The sequence below is a fragment of the Psychrobacter sp. CR212 genome, from assembly GCF_059693765.1.
Genome location: NZ_JCATIF010000001.1, coordinates 306,623 through 323,681, shown reverse-complemented (window position 1 = coordinate 323,681; position 17,059 = coordinate 306,623). Strand labels below are relative to the sequence as shown.

Genomic DNA, 17,059 nt, shown 5'->3' with positions numbered 1-17,059 from the left:
TTATTCATATCACTCTATCAGTTATGCTCTTTTTTTCATTAATTCTGATTTTTATTAAAAAATCCTTGCATGAAAAAAGTATCTTTGATAATTTGTATATACAACTTATAGCAAGTCTAAAATTATTGACCTAGCCATTCGATGTTTCGATGCCTTTATAGACTGCCTATAGAACACCTACTCTGATTATTTTATCGCCCTATGAGTTACCACAAGGATATGACCATGACTACTGAAAACGGAACCAACAATAAACTTACCCGCCGTGATGAGTCTCGCGATATCAAAGCCCCTACTGGCAGCACGTTGCACTGTAAAAGCTGGCTGACCGAAGCGCCGTATCGCATGCTACAAAACAACCTACATCCTGATGTAGCAGAAAACCCAAAAAGCCTTGTAGTATATGGCGGTATCGGACGCGCTGCCCGCAATTGGGAAAGCTATGATCAAATCTTAGAGTCGCTCAAAGAATTAGAAGATGACGAAACCTTACTCGTACAATCAGGCAAGCCTGTGGGCGTGTTTCAAACTCATGAGAATGCACCGCGTGTATTGATTGCCAACTCTAACCTAGTACCACGCTGGGCGACATGGGAGCACTTCAATGAGCTTGATCGCAAAGACTTGTTTATGTATGGACAGATGACCGCAGGTAGCTGGATCTATATCGGTACGCAAGGCATTGTCCAAGGTACGTATGAGACTTTTGTTGAAGCAGGTCGTCAGCATTATAATGGCAGCTGGGAAGGTCGCTGGATTTTGACCGCAGGTCTTGGCGGTATGGGCGGCGCGCAGCCACTAGCCGCAACCTTTGCAGGCGCAACCTCATTGAACATCGAATGTCAGCAGTCTAGTATCGATTTCCGTTTGCGCACGGGTTATGTCGATAAGCAAGCGCGCGATCTTGACCATGCTTATGAATTAATTAAACAACATACCGATGCGGGCGAAGCGGTTTCAATCGCGCTACTTGGTAACGCTGCAGATATCTTGCCTGAAATCGTTAAGCGCGCTCGTGAAGGAGACATCAAACCTGATTTGGTGACCGATCAAACCTCAGCGCACGACCTGATCAATGGCTATCTACCAAGCGGCTGGACTGTTGAAGAATGGAGGTCCGCTCAAGAAGATCCAGAGCAGCATGCAGCCCTCACCAAAGCCGCTGCTCAATCTTGTGCCGTACACGTCCAAGCGATTTTAGACTTGCAAGCGATGGATATTCCAGCGACCGATTACGGTAATAATATCCGTCAGGTGGCGTTCGATGAAGGGGTTGAGGATGCCTTTAATTTCCCCGGTTTTGTCCCTGCTTATATTCGTCCGCTGTTCTGCCAAGGCAAAGGTCCGTTCCGCTGGGTGGCGCTCTCAGGTGATCCAGAAGACATCTATAAGACCGATCAAAAAATCAAAGAGCTGTTCCCTGAAAACAAGCATATCCATCGCTGGCTCGATATGGCAAAAGAGCGTATTCAGTTCCAAGGTTTGCCTGCTCGCATCTGCTGGTTAGGTCTGGGCGAGCGTGACAAGGCGGGTTTGGCATTTAATGAGATGGTCAAAAACGGTGAGCTAAAAGGCCCAATCGTTATCGGTCGTGACCACCTCGACACGGGCTCGGTCGCCAGCCCCAACCGCGAGACCGAAAGCATGAAAGACGGCTCAGATGCGGTATCTGATTGGGCACTGTTGAACGGTATGCTAAACGTAGCAGGCGGCGCAACGTGGGTATCACTACATCATGGCGGCGGTGTCGGCATGGGCTACTCGCAGCATTCAGGCATGGTCATCGTGGCGGACGGTACAGATGCCGCAGCCAAACGCTTGTCACGCGTATTGGTCAATGATTGCGGCTCAGGCGTTATGCGTCATGCCGATGCAGGTTATGAGTTGGCGATTAAGACAGCGAAAGATTATGGTTTAAAGCTACCGATGATCAAATAATTTGCCCTCTGTCCTTATGAGCTTGTAACTAGGCATAAGGACATAATCGCCTATTTATCAAGGAGGATAATATGATTGAGCAAAATACGACATCTGATCTGCATGATGACCATGCAACGACATCGTCAAAAAAACTGCTATCAAAGCCTGTGGCACTGATACAGCTGATTGTCTTTAGTGCTATCGGTCTGGTGATGTTCTTTGTGCCGTTTACCATTGCTGAAAAAAGCACGATATTGTTCGATCATGGCGCGACCTACTTGGTAACGCAGCAGCATACTTTATCTGTCACGCTATTGTTTTTACTCATGCTCTACGGCGTGAGTAAACCATTTATCGACGGCTCGTGGCGTAAGAATATCACTCATATGATTATGACTGGTTTCAAGGTCATTGGTCTGATATTGGCGGTAATGTATGTTTCTGGCGCGGCACCTTCCTTTATAATGGAAGCCGAGATGCTGCCGTTTTTATTTGAAAAACTGGCACTACCCGTCGGAATGATTGTACCCATTGGTGCGCTGATTTTAGCCTTTTTGGTGGGCTTTGGGCTGCTTGAGATGGTTGGTGTGCTGATGCAACCCATTATGAAACCCATTTGGAAAACGCCGGGATCATCAGCGATTGATGCCGTTGCTTCCTTTGTCGGTAGCTACTCTATCGGTCTGCTCATTACCAATCGTGTGTATTTGCAAAAACAATATTCAGCGCGTGAAGCCGTCATTATCGCCACTGGCTTTTCGACGGTATCGGCCGCATTTATGGTAATTGTTGCCAAAACGCTTGGGATCATGGAATTTTGGAACCTCTTTTTTTGGTCAACGCTAGTGATTACTTTTATTGTCACTGCGATTACTGCTCGGATTCCGCCCATCAATCTGTTTGATGATAAGGTGGAGCGTCCAACCCTCGATCACGCAAGAGGCAAACGACTAGTAGCAGCATTTGATTTGGGTTTGTCCACCTCACGCCGAGCCACTGATCTCAAACAAATTTTGTGGTCTAATTTTCGTGATGGCCTGACGATGGCAGCGGCTATTGTGCCCTCTATCATTGCGGTCGGTTTGACTGGATTGCTATTAGCAAAATATACACCCGTGTTCGATGCCTTAGGGTTACTGCTTTATCCATTTACATGGCTTGGCGGCCTACCAGACCCTCTAGTCGCTGCCAAAGGTATGTCAGCAGGATTGGCTGAGATGTTCTTGCCAGCACTACTACTGAGTGACGCAGATGTACTGACGCGCTATGTCGCAGGGGTCATCTCCATTAGTAGCGTGCTGTTTTTCTCCGCCATGATTCCTTGTGTCCTTGCAACTGAAATCCCAGTCTCTGTAGGTAAAATGGTCATCATTTGGTTTGAGCGCGTGGTGCTCAGTATTTTGCTCGCGGCGGGCTTTGGTCAATTGGCCATCTACCTTAACTGGATTGGTTGATAGCAGTGACATCAAATGAGACGTATTAAATATTAAAGTACCTAAAAATACCTAAATAGCTCAACCTTATAACGACTTGCCTTAAAAATAATACCATTAACACCGCTTACAACCCTAGGATTACCCTTATGAGCAACATCAAACAACTTACCCTACACCCACGCCAGCTTAGCTTCAAGATGCTACGCGACATCTACGATCAGCCCGTGGTATTGAGCTTGCCTGAGAGTGCTTACGCGGATATTGACGCCTCGCATAACAATGTCAAAACCATTATTGAGCGTGATAAGAGCGCCTACGGCATTAATACCGGCTTTGGTCTGCTTGCCAAGACGCGTATCAGTGATGACCAGCTTGAGCTGCTACAGCGTAACCTGATCGTTTCTCACTCGGTAGGTACGGGTGACGCGCTACCAGAGGGCGTGGTACGACTGATTATGGTGATGAAAGTTGCTAGCCTAGCACAAGGTGTGTCTGGCGTACGTCGCGAGGTGGTAGATAGTTTACTTGGTTTAATCAACAATCAAATCACCCCAAATATCCCAGCCAAAGGCTCAGTTGGTGCCTCTGGTGACTTAGCGCCACTATCACATATGACACTTGCGATGATGGGCGAAGGTGATGTGTTTGTCGCTGGTAAAAAAGTGCCAGCTGCTGATGCCCTAGCAAAGCATGGACTTGAGCCTATTACTCTTGCAGCCAAAGAAGGCCTTGCGCTTATCAACGGTACGCAAGTATCAACGGCGCTGGCATTACGCGGTTATTTCTTAGCGCGTGATTTACTTGAGACAGCTACTATCGTCGGCTCACTGTCAATTGATGCCGCCAAAGGCTCCGATTCACCATTTGATGCGCGTATTCACGAAGTACGTGGCCATCATGGTCAGATAGAGATCGCCAAAGCACACCGTCAACTGATCAAAGGCAGTGCTATCCGCGCCTCGCACGATGGCGAGCAAGATGATCGCGTTCAAGACCCTTATTGCTTACGTTGCCAGCCACAGGTCATGGGTGCTTGTCTTGATATCATCAACCAAGCAGGGAAAACGCTGCTCATCGAATCTAATGCGGTAACAGACAATCCGCTTATCTTTAATAATGAAGATGGTCCGGTCGCCATATCAGGTGGTAACTTCCATGCTGAGCCAGTCGCTTTTGCCGCGGATATTTTAGCATTGGCAATCGCTGAGATTGGCTCGATGTCTGAGCGCCGTGTCGCTTTGCTGATCGATGCAACTTTGTCAGGTGGTCTGCCACCATTCCTAGTCGATAACGCTGGGGTAAACTCAGGCTTTATGATTGCTCATGTAACCGCAGCAGCACTGGCTTCAGAAAACAAATCTATCGCCCATCCAGGCAGCGTCGATAGCATCCCAACCTCTGCCAACCAAGAAGATCACGTCTCAATGGCTACCTATTGCGCACGCCGCCTATATGAGATGGCGCAAAACACTGCGACTATCATAGGTATTGAGCTACTGGCTGCTGGTCAAGGTATTGATTTTCATCGAGGACTCGAGACATCAGAGCCGTTGACTGTGGCACATCAAAAACTACGTGAGAAAGTCACTTTCTATGATAAAGATCGCTACCTCGCCCCTGATATCGAAGCGGCCAAGCAGTTAGTATTAGACGGTACACTTGCTCAGCACTGGCAAGAACTACGTCACAACTGGTACGAGTCTAAGTAACGGTTAATTGGTAAAAGGAGAGCAATGATGGCAGTCACAAACATGACCACACCCATTAGCCATATACCTGCTGATATGACTCAGTGGACAGGACGCGCAGAGCCGTTTGAGACTGCACGCGCCCGTTATTGGTATCAGCTTGCTCAGCCTTATGAGGCTCAACATATTGGGCTAATTGGCTTTGCCTGTGATCAAGGCGTCAGACGCAATCAAGGCCGCGTGGGTGCTAGAGCTGCACCGTCATTGATTCGTCGAGCTTTTGCTACGCTGCCAGTCATCGCTGATTTGCAACAACGTTTTGATAGTCAATTATCAACCTTATTGGGTGATGCTGGCGACATTCATTGTGATGATAATGATGGCTTTGCCGACAGTATTCTTGAGCAAGCTCAGATCAAATATGCCGATGCAGTGAGCACTATCGTCAAGCAAGGTGGATTACCCATCGGGCTTGGCGGTGGTCATGCCATTGCTTATGGTAGCTTTTTGGGATTATGGCAGGCCTTAGAAAAGGCAAACGATACAACTATCAGCACAAACACAGCGCCTACTATCGGGATTATTAATTTCGATGCCCATCTTGATATTCGTCAGTCTGATGTAGCAACCTCTGGTACACCGTTTCGCCAAATTGCCGAGCATCTTGACGCACACGATCAGCCCTTTCATTATTGCTGTATTGGCGTCAGTCGCTTTTCTAATACCGCCGCGCTCTTTGATCGCGCTGAGCAACTGGGTGTACAGGTTATTAGTGATGAAGACTGTCATTATCAGCCTTGGGACACCATTGCCGAGCAGGTCAAAAGCTTCATAGATCAGGTTGATATTATTTATCTCACTATTGATATGGACTGTCTCCCCTCTAGTGTCGTTCCGGGTGTCAGTGCGCCTGCTGCTTTTGGTATTGAGCTTGGTTTTGTTGAGCGTATGGTCAAGCTGATTGTGTCATCAGGCAAAGTAAAAATGGCAGATATTGCTGAGATCAACCCGACCTTTGATGTGGATAGTCGTAGCTGCAAAGTCGCTGCTCGACTGCTGGCAACGATTGTAGAACAGCACTTACTTGTCACTTAGCTCTTACAAGCAAAGGTCTTGCAAACAAAGATCGCTCGCCTCCCAATTATTAGGAGCATACTATGAATAAATCAGAAAATTTTAAAGAGCAGACGCTCGACAAATCTACTATGACATCGTTTGATCAACTCATTATCAATGCCAATATTGCGACGTTTTCAGCGCACTATGGTTTTAATAATGATAAGAATGAAGACGCTCGTAGTATCCCATACGGTCAGTTAGAGAACGCGGCTATCGGTATTAAAGACGGCAAAATTGCTTGGCTTGGGGCACAAGACCAAATCGCTACTCACCTGCCTCATTATCACGAGAACCAAATCACAGACGCCGATGGTAAATGGCTAACCCCAGGGCTTATCGATTGTCATACGCACATTGTCTATGGTGGCAACCGCAGCAATGAATTCGAAGCGCGTTTGCAAGGTGCTAGTTACCAAGACATCGCTGCACAAGGCGGCGGTATTGTCGCGACCGTTAGCGCTACCCGCGAGGCTAGTATTGAGACACTATTTGCCCAAAGTGAAAAACGTTTAATCGCGCTGATGAAAGAAGGCGTCACCAGTATCGAAATCAAGTCAGGTTATGGTCTCGACTTAGACACTGAACGCAAAATGCTTACCGTCGCTCGCCAGCTTGGCGAAAAATATGACATTCATGTGAGCACTACTTATCTAGCGGCGCACGCCTTACCACCTGAATATAAGTCTCACATGCAGGACCGTGCGGACGACTATATCAAGCAAGTCTGCGAGTGGCTGCCCATTTTACACTCCGAAGGCTTAGTCGATGCGGTCGATGGTTTTTGTGAAAATATTGCGTTTAGTAGTGATCAGATTAGACGCGTTTTTGAGGTTGCACGCTCCTTAGACCTGCCAGTCAAACTTCATTCTGAGCAGTTATCTGACATCGGCGGTAGCGCTTTAGTTGCCGAATACAAAGGGTTATCTAGTGACCATTTAGAACATTTATCAGAAACTGACATAGAGAAAATGGCTGCTAGCAATACGGTTGCGGTGATATTGCCCGGAGCGTTTTATACTTTACGTGATACCAAGCTGCCACCGATTGAGGCACTGCGCAAGCATCAAGTTCCTATGGCGATTTCAACCGATTGTAACCCTGGTACCTCACCTTTGACATCGCTGTTGTTGGCAATGAATATGGGCTGTACGCTGTTTTACCTCACCCCTGAAGAAGTACTGGCAGGATCGACCGTTTATGCGGCGCAGGCTTTGGGGCTACCTAATAAAGGCAAAATAGAAGTGGGCTGTGATGCTGATCTGGTACTGTGGGACATCGCCCGCCCTGCTGATTTGGCCTATCAGATGGGACTGAACCCTATTGCAGGCACTATGTTTCAAGGTCAATGGCGTGATAAAGCTTAACGAATACGCCTTGATTTATCGTCACTAAAAAAGCCCCTATCATTGAATGATGGGGGCTTTTTGGTCGTTACTTTACAAGTTTTATGAAATAGCAGAAAAAATTTATCATAACCTTATTTTAAATAGGGTTTTTCTATATCAATATTTTTAGTAAGGATTTATAATACCCTTTTTTAAACAGGGTTATTTCTGGCTAACTATAGTTCATAAATAAAAATTAACACACAGTATAGAGAAAGCGATATGCGTACAGATTCATTTCAACAGATATTGGAAGACTTAAACAGCTCATCAGCAGATGTTGAAGCATCTGCCCTAATCTCTAACGATGGTCTGATGATTGCCTCAGCTCTACCAACTGGCGTTGATGAAGACCGCGTGGGTGCGATGTCAGCAGCACTGCTATCATTGGGCGACCGTGCAGGCCGTGAATTGGCACGCGGCAGTATTGATCGCATCATGATTCAAGGCGAAAAAGGCTATGTGATTATGACCTCATCAGGCGAAGAAGCAGTCCTTACCATCATGGCAAAACCCAATGCCAAGCTTGGTTTGATATTCTTGGACATCAAGCGCGCCTCAGAAGCCCTAGCAAAACTCATTTGATTGGTGGCTTTGGCTTTTTGACGAGTGCCTATGTACTCGATTTTACTCATTATAAATATAACGACCAACGAAGGAGATGACCATGGGTTCTCCAATCCCTGATGCACACAAGCCTGACCTGCCTGCTGAGCAAATCACCCTGACCTATCATGATGGCACCTCTCGGACTGTCTATGATACAGGTGTAGAGCGTCCCTACCCAGATGGTAAGCTCATTGTCTCGCGTACCGATTTAGACGGTATTATCACTCACGTCAACGACGCCTTTGTCGAGATTAGTGGCTACCACGTCGATGAGCTCATCGGTCAACAGCACTATATTCTGCGTCATCCTGATATGCCAAAAGCCGCTTACAAAGACCTGTGGGATACTGCTGAGTCTGGACAAAAATGGCATGGCTACGTCAAAAATTTATGCAAAGACGGCAGTCACTACTGGGTATATGCCACGGTCGTGCCCAATGTTCGCCGCGGCGAAACTGTAGGATACACTTCAGTACGCCGTAAGCCATCACGCAGCAAAATCGAAGCGGCAATGACTCAGTACGCCCAAATGAAACAAGATGAGGAAGGCTAAATCATGACGACACACAATATGTTAATCGCCCCTGATTTTTCGCCTGAGCGCTTTGCTGGCTGGCACATGTTCAATACGCTGATTCAAAAACGTGCCAACCTAAACATGCACCTCAATATCCCAGCCTCACATGCTGAGCAAGAGACCTTGATTGAGGCAGGTGATATTCAAATTATCTACGCCAACCCTTTTGATGCCGCTGCCCTCATCCGTGAGCAAGGCTACCGTGCAGTTGCTCGTCCCATTGGCAAATCTGATGAGATGGTCATTGCCGCGGCGGCCAATAGCGACATCAATCACTTAGAAGATATCCATAAAGGCGCAACCGTTGCGATGGCAGACAATCGAGACGTCAAGTTGATCGGTTTGCGTTTGCTTGAAGCTGTCGATATAGAAGAATCTGACCTCAACTGGGATATCACTGAGACCTATCAAGCAGCTGCTCGCAAAGTCATCAAAGGCGATGCCCAAGCGGCGTTTTTCTTGGCGGAGATTTTTCACAGCTTCTCACGCTTGACCAAAGCTCAACTCTCAGTATTGATTGAAAGTGATCTGGCAGACATAAGCCACGTCCTTCTCATCAAAGACGACTTTCCAGATGCGCAAATTTTTATAGAAGCCATTCTGGATTTGCATAGCGATGATGATGGAAAAGAAGCCTTAACTGAGCTTGGTATGCCTGAAGGGTTTGAGGCAATGAGTGAAGAGGATGCTGAATTTATGACTGATTTGATGCAGACATTGCTGGATTGATGGCTCATTGACACTCATATTATCAGAGGTTGTTTTGCTGAATGAGCTCATAGCCTGAGGCGCTGGTTGTCGTCACGGCTATGACACAAGGAGACCATTATGTCTGACTCAGACCTGATCAAAGAAAACGAGAAAGTGGCGCACCGAGTCTTTCGGTTTTATTCACGCAAAGTGTTTTTGGCACCCAACAACCGTCACTTTCATGAGCAGCGCATCAACGCCGCCTTATTACTCACCGAAAAAGAACCCCTACAGGGCGCGGTAGCAGACTTTTTCTATGGGTGCTGGTTTGACATTCCATACGATGTCAATAATCTGTTTACGCGTATTAAAGATCGCTTGACCCCTGAGGCCAAGCAAGGGTTTCGCGATTGTATTGATAAAAAAAGCTATATTCAGCGCAACAGTATGCTCGCCACTCGCTGGAGCGTTTTGGTATCACCGTCGCTCAATGAGCAAAAGCAACGCTTGCGCATCAGTAGCGATGATGCGAAAGAAATCGCTAAAGACATCACAAGCGAGTTGATGCAAGCACGTGCTAGCCAAGACTGGGGCACCATTGAGCAAATTGAAAATGAGTTTTTTGCCTACTGTACGGCGCGCAACGATCGTCTGGCATTTTCCTTAGTATGGTTTAGCTTGGGCAAAAGTGATTGGCAATTTGATCAACGCTGGGATAACTGCCAACAGCATTTGGATCAGACCATCAAGCCTACCACGACATCATAAACTGTCATGCGTTTATAACTTAACTTCTATCACTTTTTACCACTTTTTCATCGCTAAGGTAGCCGCTATGTCTTCTTATTTGAATGCCGATAAGACCTATCTAACCTTAACGCCTGCTGGTATTTTTGAGGCGTTTTCACAGAATGAGCCGACTGACGAGCAGTTGGCGCTACAAGATTTATTGTCTTATGGGCAGACGCTACTCGCCGCTGATTGGTTGCAGCGCTACTCTGATACTTGGCTACAGAGCTTTATAGAACACGGCTGGATCGAAAAACTGTCTTTGCTATTGCCAGCGCCCAATCTACCATTGGATCAGTTTTTGCCTTACGTAGTCGCGAGCTTATCTGGCAAACGCCGTGCCGCAATTGGCTCTGATGAAGGGTTTTGTTTGGCTCGCATTGGCTACAGTCAAGAAGAAGCGGACATGCTCAGTGTTGCCGCCGCTGACTTTTCAGGGTTTATGCTGCGCCAAAAGCAGCGCGGCTGGGCAGTCGAGAGCCAAGCCATCTCGTTTTTTCAGCAAGTTGACTTGCTCATTCCTGAAACCAGCTTTGTGTTTTTATGGATCGATGGCGCAGGTTATGTGCTCATCATCGATGGCGAACCCTTAACCAACAGTCGCGCCTTTGTAGAGCTGGTCTGGGCACTTAAGACCTCTGGACTCAAATTTCTAAATTGATTCAGCAGCATAAGCCAGCTTTAATCCTCTCTTGTATGGGCTTGTCAAAATAAACGACAAGCCTATCATGCCAGCATAAAAGCCATTCAACATCTCTCATACGCTTCTTTTACCGTCCGCTTTCACCAGCCCTTTTATCCAGCAATAACAATACCTTCAGAATTAACAATAACTTGTCATCATTTAGGTCATACTCTCCTCACACTTGTAAGACGCTTTTCTTGGCGCTGCCTAGTCTTTTCTAAAACAATAACTTCTACAAACGCTCATTTTCTACCATTTCTAAGATTTAGATACCCTATTCCAACGTCCTACCTCACCGAAAGCGGCAACCTTTGCCAACCTTTGCACTTTTGCTTATTTTTTAGGACAGTTTATGACTTCGCTGACCACTGTGCGCGTGCGCTATCAAACGATTGAAATTGGCAACACCGACATTCACCTCTGCACCCTGCGTGACAACCAACAATTTAGTGACCCCGATGATGAGGCATTAAACTTGGGTATTTGCTCCGCTTCTTGGCCGATGTTTGGGGTAATCTGGCCGTCAAGCTTGGTATTAGCCAATCATATGCTGGAATATGATATTAAGGACAAACGGATATTGGAAGTGGGCTGCGGCATGGCGCTATCAAGTTTGCTGCTCAATCATAGACATGCTGACATCACAGCGACCGACTATCATCCGACCGTTGAGTATTTCCTTGATAGAAATACCACGCTAAATAATAACAAAGAGATTAACTTTGAGCGTTTGGATTGGGCAGAGGATAACAGCCACCTTGGCAAGTTTGATATTATTATCGGTAGCGATCTGCTCTACGAAGACCAACATATTGGGATATTGGCTGAGTTTATCGAACGTCATGCGCTGCCAACTTGTGAAGTCATCGTCGTTGACCCTGGTCGCGGTCGCAAAAACAAGCTTACCAATAAGATGATTGAGTTTGGCTTTAGCAGTCAGCACGTCAAACCTGAAAATACGACTTATCTAGCGTTACCTTTTAAAGGGCATATTTTGACGTTTTCAAGATCGGCCGTATAATATAAATAGAGTCCGTTATACTATAAGGGCTTGCCACTCTTGACGCGTGATTTTATACAGGACATGCTCAGTCAGTCGATGCTCAGCATCGAGCATTGGATGATAAAAATTGTCCTGCGTATCAGTCATACCAAGACGCTGCATAAGCTTTTGCGAGCGCTTATTGATAACGGCAGTAAAGGCAACAACCTCGCTAAGTTCTAAAACTTCAAAAGCATAGCGCAAAGCAGCCAGCGCAGCCTCGGTCGCATACCCTAGACCCCAATAATCCCTGTGCAAACGCCAAGCGATCTCGACAGCAGGAGCAAAGGGCATATTGGCATGAACGTTATTTAACCCAACCATACCGATAAAATCATCGCTTTTATCTGCGCCATCTTTACGAGCCACCGCCCAAAATCCCCAGCCATGTTCTTCAATTAATTTTTGACACTTATTGGCAATGGTATTACTCAATGCAGGGGTTAATAGTTTAGGAAAATACGCCATCACTTCAAGATCAGCATTCATCTCGGCAAACAGCGCAAGATCACTTGCTTGCCACTGTCTTAGGTACAGACGCTTGGTTTCTATCATGCTTGTCATGTCAGTCGCTTACTATTCATATTCGTTCAGAGTGCTGATCAAGCCAGCCTTTTTTTTGAGCAAACGCTAGCTGTGCTGGCGTATCGATATCATAACTGAGCTGCTTATTGATCACTGTATGTATTTGGCTTGGCGGTAATGCTCTGATTAAATGACGCAAGCCTTTATCACCTGTCAATTCAGTTTGCCATTGTCTGAGTAAACCTGTATCAATCACTAGCGGTAAGCCGATGATATTTTTTGGCTCTGTAGTGCTTAATTCATCTGAATACGTCCAGCTATGATAACTACTGGCTACCACAGACCGATCACCAGCCAGCAAAGCCGTTAAATGCGACTCAGCTAATAGAACCTGATCAACCCCCATGATAAGCACGCGCTCGATTGACGAATTTCCAAGACTCGCAATGCTCTCAATACCCAAACGCAAACTGTCCGCCATACCAGTTTCAGGTTTTGGGTTTACTACCGCTTGAACCGCTGGATATTGCACAGCCAACTCTGTAACTACACTAGCAATTGCAGGATGCTTATCAGGAAACACAACGATGACGGCTTGCGCATTGGTGCTCACTGCCGATCGGATCATGTGCACGATTAATAGCTCGCCATTCTTAACGAGCAGCTGCTTAGGTTGGCCAAGGCGCTGACTGAGGCCACTTGCCAACATGATGACCGCATGATTTTGCACCTGTCTGTCCTTGTCTTCTAAGACGATACTACTCATACGGTACTCGGCACAATATCAGCATCCGTATTACCAACGCTTGCTTCTGAATTCGAGACCCTACTGTAAGAGCCTTCTACTGATGCAGTTTGATCGTGCATGACTGCATTTATCTGAGCCATGATACCCAGTGCGAGTGCCTCTGGACCATCTCCTCCTAGCTTATAGCCAATCGGATAATGCAGTTTTTGAACGCCCGTATCCAAGATAGCAGGATAATCCATGTTAGCGCTTATCTCATTGATTAAGCGTTCGGTACGATAACGCGGCCCCAACTGCCCTAAATATCTATAATTTTGCGCATGCGCTAATAGTATTGCCAAGCGAGCGCGATCTTGGGTCAGACTATGTGACATAAGAGCGACCGCTGCGTTATTACTCAGCTTTAGCAGGGTATCACTATCCTCTAAAGATAATGACATCACTGCATCTGCCTGAGGAAAGCGCATACGAGTCGCATATTGCGCGCGACTGTCTATGACCGTGACATGCCAATCTTGTAGCTTGGCCATGGTCACCAATGGCATCACATCATTACCCGCGCCACAAATCAATAAACGCACTTGTGGTTGCAGGCGTTGTACGAGCCACTCGGTGGTTGCCTCGTCCGTTTTTATGGTCACGTATTCAGTATTGCTCTCAGACAGCTCGCACTCTGCTAACTTTTCTACAATATCGGCAATTATATTCGAAGGGTTTATTATCTCTTGTTTTGGTGAATTTTCCGAATTGTGATATTCGTCTAGATTGATACGCAGGCCAACTTGCAACTCGTTATTCTGACAACCGTTGTTGCGAATCAAAGTAGCGACCATAACTGGCTGCTGATGACGTCGCACCTGACGAACTGACTCTAAAAATGGTGCGGCTGTTGCCAGACGCTCAAACAGCACATGCATACGTCCATTACAGCCAAGCCCAAAATTCAACTCATCAAAGTCCATGTCATCCAAGTCGTCTAGATCGTCTGTATCGGCAGCTTCTTTGTTGATCGCTACCTGCGCTTGACCATTATCAGCGTACTCAATGTCATCACCTGTCTGATAAACCTGCACATTGGCACCGTCACGCGTGAGCCAAAAGGCACGTTTGATGATGTGAGGCTCCAAGCAGCCACCGCTGATCATTCCGACCGAACGACCATCTTCACAGATGAGCATCATGGCACCAGCGCGGCGATACGCTGAGCCTTCTGTATGAACGACAGTGGCCAATACAGCATCAACACCTTGCTGCTGAGCCTCGCTTGCCAGCTTCAGAATGTCAGCGACTTGATTCATAATGCCTCTTATTTAATAATTGTTTTTTGTTAGTGAATTTTTTGCTAGTAATAAAATATACTACCGACTCAGTTACAAAAACCCGCTCAGTAAGCGGGTTTTTGTCATACATAAGCTGATAAAACTACTCTGGCATCTCATAAAGCAGCTTGTCGAGGGTAATCGGGAAGTCATAAACACGCACACCGACCGCATTATAGATAGCATTGGCAATCGCGGCAGCCGCACCGGCAATAGCCGTCTCACCGATACCTTTGATGTGCATTGGATTGGTATAAGGATCATCTTCTTCTACCAATATGACATCTAACTGCGGTACGTCCGCATTAACTGGCACATGATACTCGGCAAGGTCATGGTTACAGAGACGACCGTCACGTTTGTCATGAATCACTTCTTCCATCAACGCTGAGCCAATACCGAACACCATACCGCCATAGCATTGCGACGTTGCAGTTTTGTGGTTCAGAATACGACCAGCGGCAAATGCACCTGTCATACGTTTCACCCGAATCTCACCAGTGACTTTATGAACCGCCACTTCAGCGAAGTTCGCACCAAAAGAGGCTTGGCGATGGCTCTTACCGTTCTTACCCGGTTTTATCTGGCCTTTGGCAGTGATTTTTTGCTCATCATAGTTAGCGACCACATCCGCAAGCGCATAAGACTCTGTATTATCAAAATCATACTCTTGTGATGCTGACTGTCCTGATAGCGAAAGCCCTGTGGTTTGCGATAGCTTATCAATAGTGCTGTCAGCAAATGATTGGCCGCTCTTTTTGGCAGCTTCCATTGCCGTTAAAGCATGCTCGCCTGTTTTCTTGATTTGACCATTGTCTAACTGAATGTTGTCAGGATACAGACCAACTTTTTCTGCTAGCATTTCACGCAGCTGCTCACAAGCAAGATAGACACCACTACCCGCACTCGCAGCACCAAAACTACCCCCCGAACCGGATGCTGGTGGCAATGCACTGTCACCTAGTTTCATCTCAACATGGTCGATAGGCAGTCCTAACAGGTCTGCCGCTACCTGAGAAAACACCGTATAAGACCCTGTACCGATGTCTGTCATGTCTGTCTCGATAACTGCTTTGATACCAAGTGCTTTTGACTCATCTACCTGTAGGGTTGCACGTGCTTCAGATGGCTGTAATTGGTTACCACGGGCAGCCGCCGCCATGCCTGTACCTATCCACCAGTCACCTTCTAATTGACTGGCAGGCTTGGCGTTTCGCTCACTCCAACCAAAATGCTTGGCACCTTGTTCCATACAGGCAATCAATTGGCGCGTTGAGAAAGGAATATCTTGACTGGGATCTTGCTCTGGCTCATTACGACGGCGTAGTTCAATCGGATCAATCTCCAACTGTGTGGCAAGCTCATCCATGGCACATTCAAGCGCGATCATACCTACCGCTTCGCCAGGCGCACGCATAGAACCTGACAACACTTGGTTCATGTCTACCATCTCATAATTCACACGGCGGTTTTTGCCGCTATATAGATGGTGCGTAGATAGAGCAGTTGGCTCAAAGAAAGCCTCACCTGGCAAATTACTAGAGATCGTATCGTGAATCAATGTATCGATCACGCCGTCATTGTTCGCGCCGATTGCGATACGCTGACGCGTGTTTGAGCGTCTGACCGTTGCTTCCATCACTTGTGGACGCATCATGGTAATCAACACCGGACGGCCCAGATCTTTTGCAGCAATCGCCGCTGCAATAGATTCAGGGGCAATACCAAGCTTACTACCGAACCCACCACCGACATAGTATGCGATCAGTTGTACTTGATCTTTATTTAGGTCCAGAGCATCCATGACTTGCTGTTTGCAAGAAGCGAGCATCTGATTGGAAGTATACAGAACGAGCTTATCGCCTTCCCAATGAGCCAACGTTGCATGGGGCTCCATCGGAGAGTTGCTTTGACTTGGGGTATGATAAAAGCGATCAACGGTCACTGCCGCATCAGCTAAGCCTTGGTCTGGATCGCCTTGGACATTATTTTTATCAGAGCCTTTTTTTTCATCTACCGCATGTGCGTTAGAGAGCTCTTGGGTAAAGTTCAATGCCGCTTGGTCAGTCTCATCCTTATAAGTCACTTTCAGCGCTTTAGCGCCTTCTCTTGCCGCCTCAAAAGTCTCAGCAACCACGACAGCAATAGGCTGACCATGATAAAAAATCTCGCTAACCCCTTGCTTGGGTGCTTTAGTTTTTGTCCCTTGTTGAGAGTTACGCAAAAAGTGCTCAGGATCGGTCACGACTTTAATAATATTGGGAATGCCTTTTAGAGAGTCACTATCGATACTCTCAACTTGACCTTTAGCAATGGTCGCGCCTACCAATACACCATAGGCTTGATTGTCCAAGTGTATTTCGGCACTGTATTTCGCTTGACCGCTAACCTTTAGCGAACCATCAACACGGTTGATTGGCTTACCAACTAGCTTGCTTGCCGTTGTGCTAAATAGCGTTTCAACAGGCTCATCCATGGTCAGTTTTTTGGTTGGTTCTGACTGTGTGATTGATTCTAATAGTGCCAT

The 17,059-nt window shown here is 46.7% G+C and carries 15 protein-coding genes; 11 read left to right on the top strand and 4 right to left on the bottom strand.

Translation table 11 applies throughout. From position 1 onward, the window contains the following. The first annotated feature begins 225 nt into the window (after positions 1-225). The 11 genes from hutU to AC58CZ_RS01340 all read left to right on the top strand — a co-directional run bounded on the left by hutU (position 226) and on the right by AC58CZ_RS01340 (position 11,919). Positions 226-1,938 carry a urocanate hydratase gene (gene hutU / locus AC58CZ_RS01390; protein WP_494223560.1) on the top strand — a complete coding sequence of 571 codons (1,713 nt, stop codon included), beginning with the start codon at positions 226-228 and terminating at the stop codon, positions 1,936-1,938. 71 nt (positions 1,939-2,009) lie between these two features. Then, positions 2,010-3,374, top strand: coding sequence for a nucleoside recognition domain-containing protein (locus tag AC58CZ_RS01385; protein WP_494223561.1), 1,365 nt, complete (start codon positions 2,010-2,012; stop codon positions 3,372-3,374). 128 nt (positions 3,375-3,502) lie between these two features. Then, positions 3,503-5,065 (top strand): histidine ammonia-lyase, encoded by a 1,563-nt coding sequence (gene hutH / locus AC58CZ_RS01380; RefSeq protein ID WP_494223562.1) that lies wholly within the window; start codon positions 3,503-3,505, stop codon positions 5,063-5,065. 42 nt (positions 5,066-5,107) lie between these two features. Further along, complete coding sequence (gene hutG / locus AC58CZ_RS01375) at positions 5,108-6,139, top strand: formimidoylglutamase (protein ID WP_494223745.1); 1,032 nt, start codon at positions 5,108-5,110, stop codon at positions 6,137-6,139. 62 nt (positions 6,140-6,201) lie between these two features. Further along, positions 6,202-7,527: an imidazolonepropionase gene (gene hutI / locus AC58CZ_RS01370; protein WP_494223563.1), complete on the top strand. Its 1,326-nt coding sequence runs from the start codon at positions 6,202-6,204 to the stop codon at positions 7,525-7,527. Between the two features lie 243 nt (positions 7,528-7,770). Continuing rightward, positions 7,771-8,133, top strand: a complete 363-nt coding sequence (locus AC58CZ_RS01365; protein WP_040641606.1) for a roadblock/LC7 domain-containing protein — start codon at positions 7,771-7,773, stop codon at positions 8,131-8,133. 82 nt (positions 8,134-8,215) lie between these two features. Next, on the top strand, positions 8,216-8,710 hold the full coding sequence (locus AC58CZ_RS01360; RefSeq protein ID WP_494223564.1) for a PAS domain-containing protein: 495 nt from the start codon (positions 8,216-8,218) through the stop codon (positions 8,708-8,710). A gap of 3 nt (positions 8,711-8,713) precedes the next feature. Beyond that, positions 8,714-9,463: a PhnD/SsuA/transferrin family substrate-binding protein gene (locus tag AC58CZ_RS01355; protein WP_494223565.1), complete on the top strand. Its 750-nt coding sequence runs from the start codon at positions 8,714-8,716 to the stop codon at positions 9,461-9,463. Between the two features lie 99 nt (positions 9,464-9,562). Beyond that, positions 9,563-10,192, top strand: a complete 630-nt coding sequence (locus AC58CZ_RS01350; protein ID WP_494223566.1) for a hypothetical protein — start codon at positions 9,563-9,565, stop codon at positions 10,190-10,192. A gap of 67 nt (positions 10,193-10,259) precedes the next feature. Further along, on the top strand, positions 10,260-10,874 hold the full coding sequence (locus AC58CZ_RS01345; protein WP_075106835.1) for a hypothetical protein: 615 nt from the start codon (positions 10,260-10,262) through the stop codon (positions 10,872-10,874). A gap of 376 nt (positions 10,875-11,250) precedes the next feature. Continuing rightward, a complete protein-coding gene (locus tag AC58CZ_RS01340) occupies positions 11,251-11,919 on the top strand; it encodes a class I SAM-dependent methyltransferase (RefSeq protein WP_058024424.1) in 669 nt (222 codons plus the stop codon). A gap of 15 nt (positions 11,920-11,934) precedes the next feature. On the opposite strand, the gene AC58CZ_RS01335 is transcribed toward AC58CZ_RS01340, so the two are convergent. From AC58CZ_RS01335 to AC58CZ_RS01320, 4 genes are all read right to left on the bottom strand, one after another. Further along, complete coding sequence (locus AC58CZ_RS01335) at positions 11,935-12,504, bottom strand: GNAT family N-acetyltransferase (protein WP_494223567.1); 570 nt, start codon at positions 12,502-12,504, stop codon at positions 11,935-11,937. Between the two features lie 16 nt (positions 12,505-12,520). Further along, on the bottom strand, positions 12,521-13,231 hold the full coding sequence (locus AC58CZ_RS01330) for an NTP transferase domain-containing protein (protein WP_494223568.1): 711 nt from the start codon (positions 13,229-13,231) through the stop codon (positions 12,521-12,523). Continuing rightward, the gene (locus tag AC58CZ_RS01325) at positions 13,228-14,511 is read right to left on the bottom strand and encodes an XdhC family protein (RefSeq protein WP_494223569.1); all 1,284 of its coding nucleotides are present in this window, start codon (positions 14,509-14,511) and stop codon (positions 13,228-13,230) included. Before AC58CZ_RS01325 ends, AC58CZ_RS01330 begins: the two co-directional genes overlap by 4 nt. A 124-nt stretch (positions 14,512-14,635) precedes the next feature. After that, positions 14,636-17,059 (bottom strand): molybdopterin cofactor-binding domain-containing protein, encoded by a 2,424-nt coding sequence (locus AC58CZ_RS01320; RefSeq protein WP_494223570.1) that lies wholly within the window; start codon positions 17,057-17,059, stop codon positions 14,636-14,638.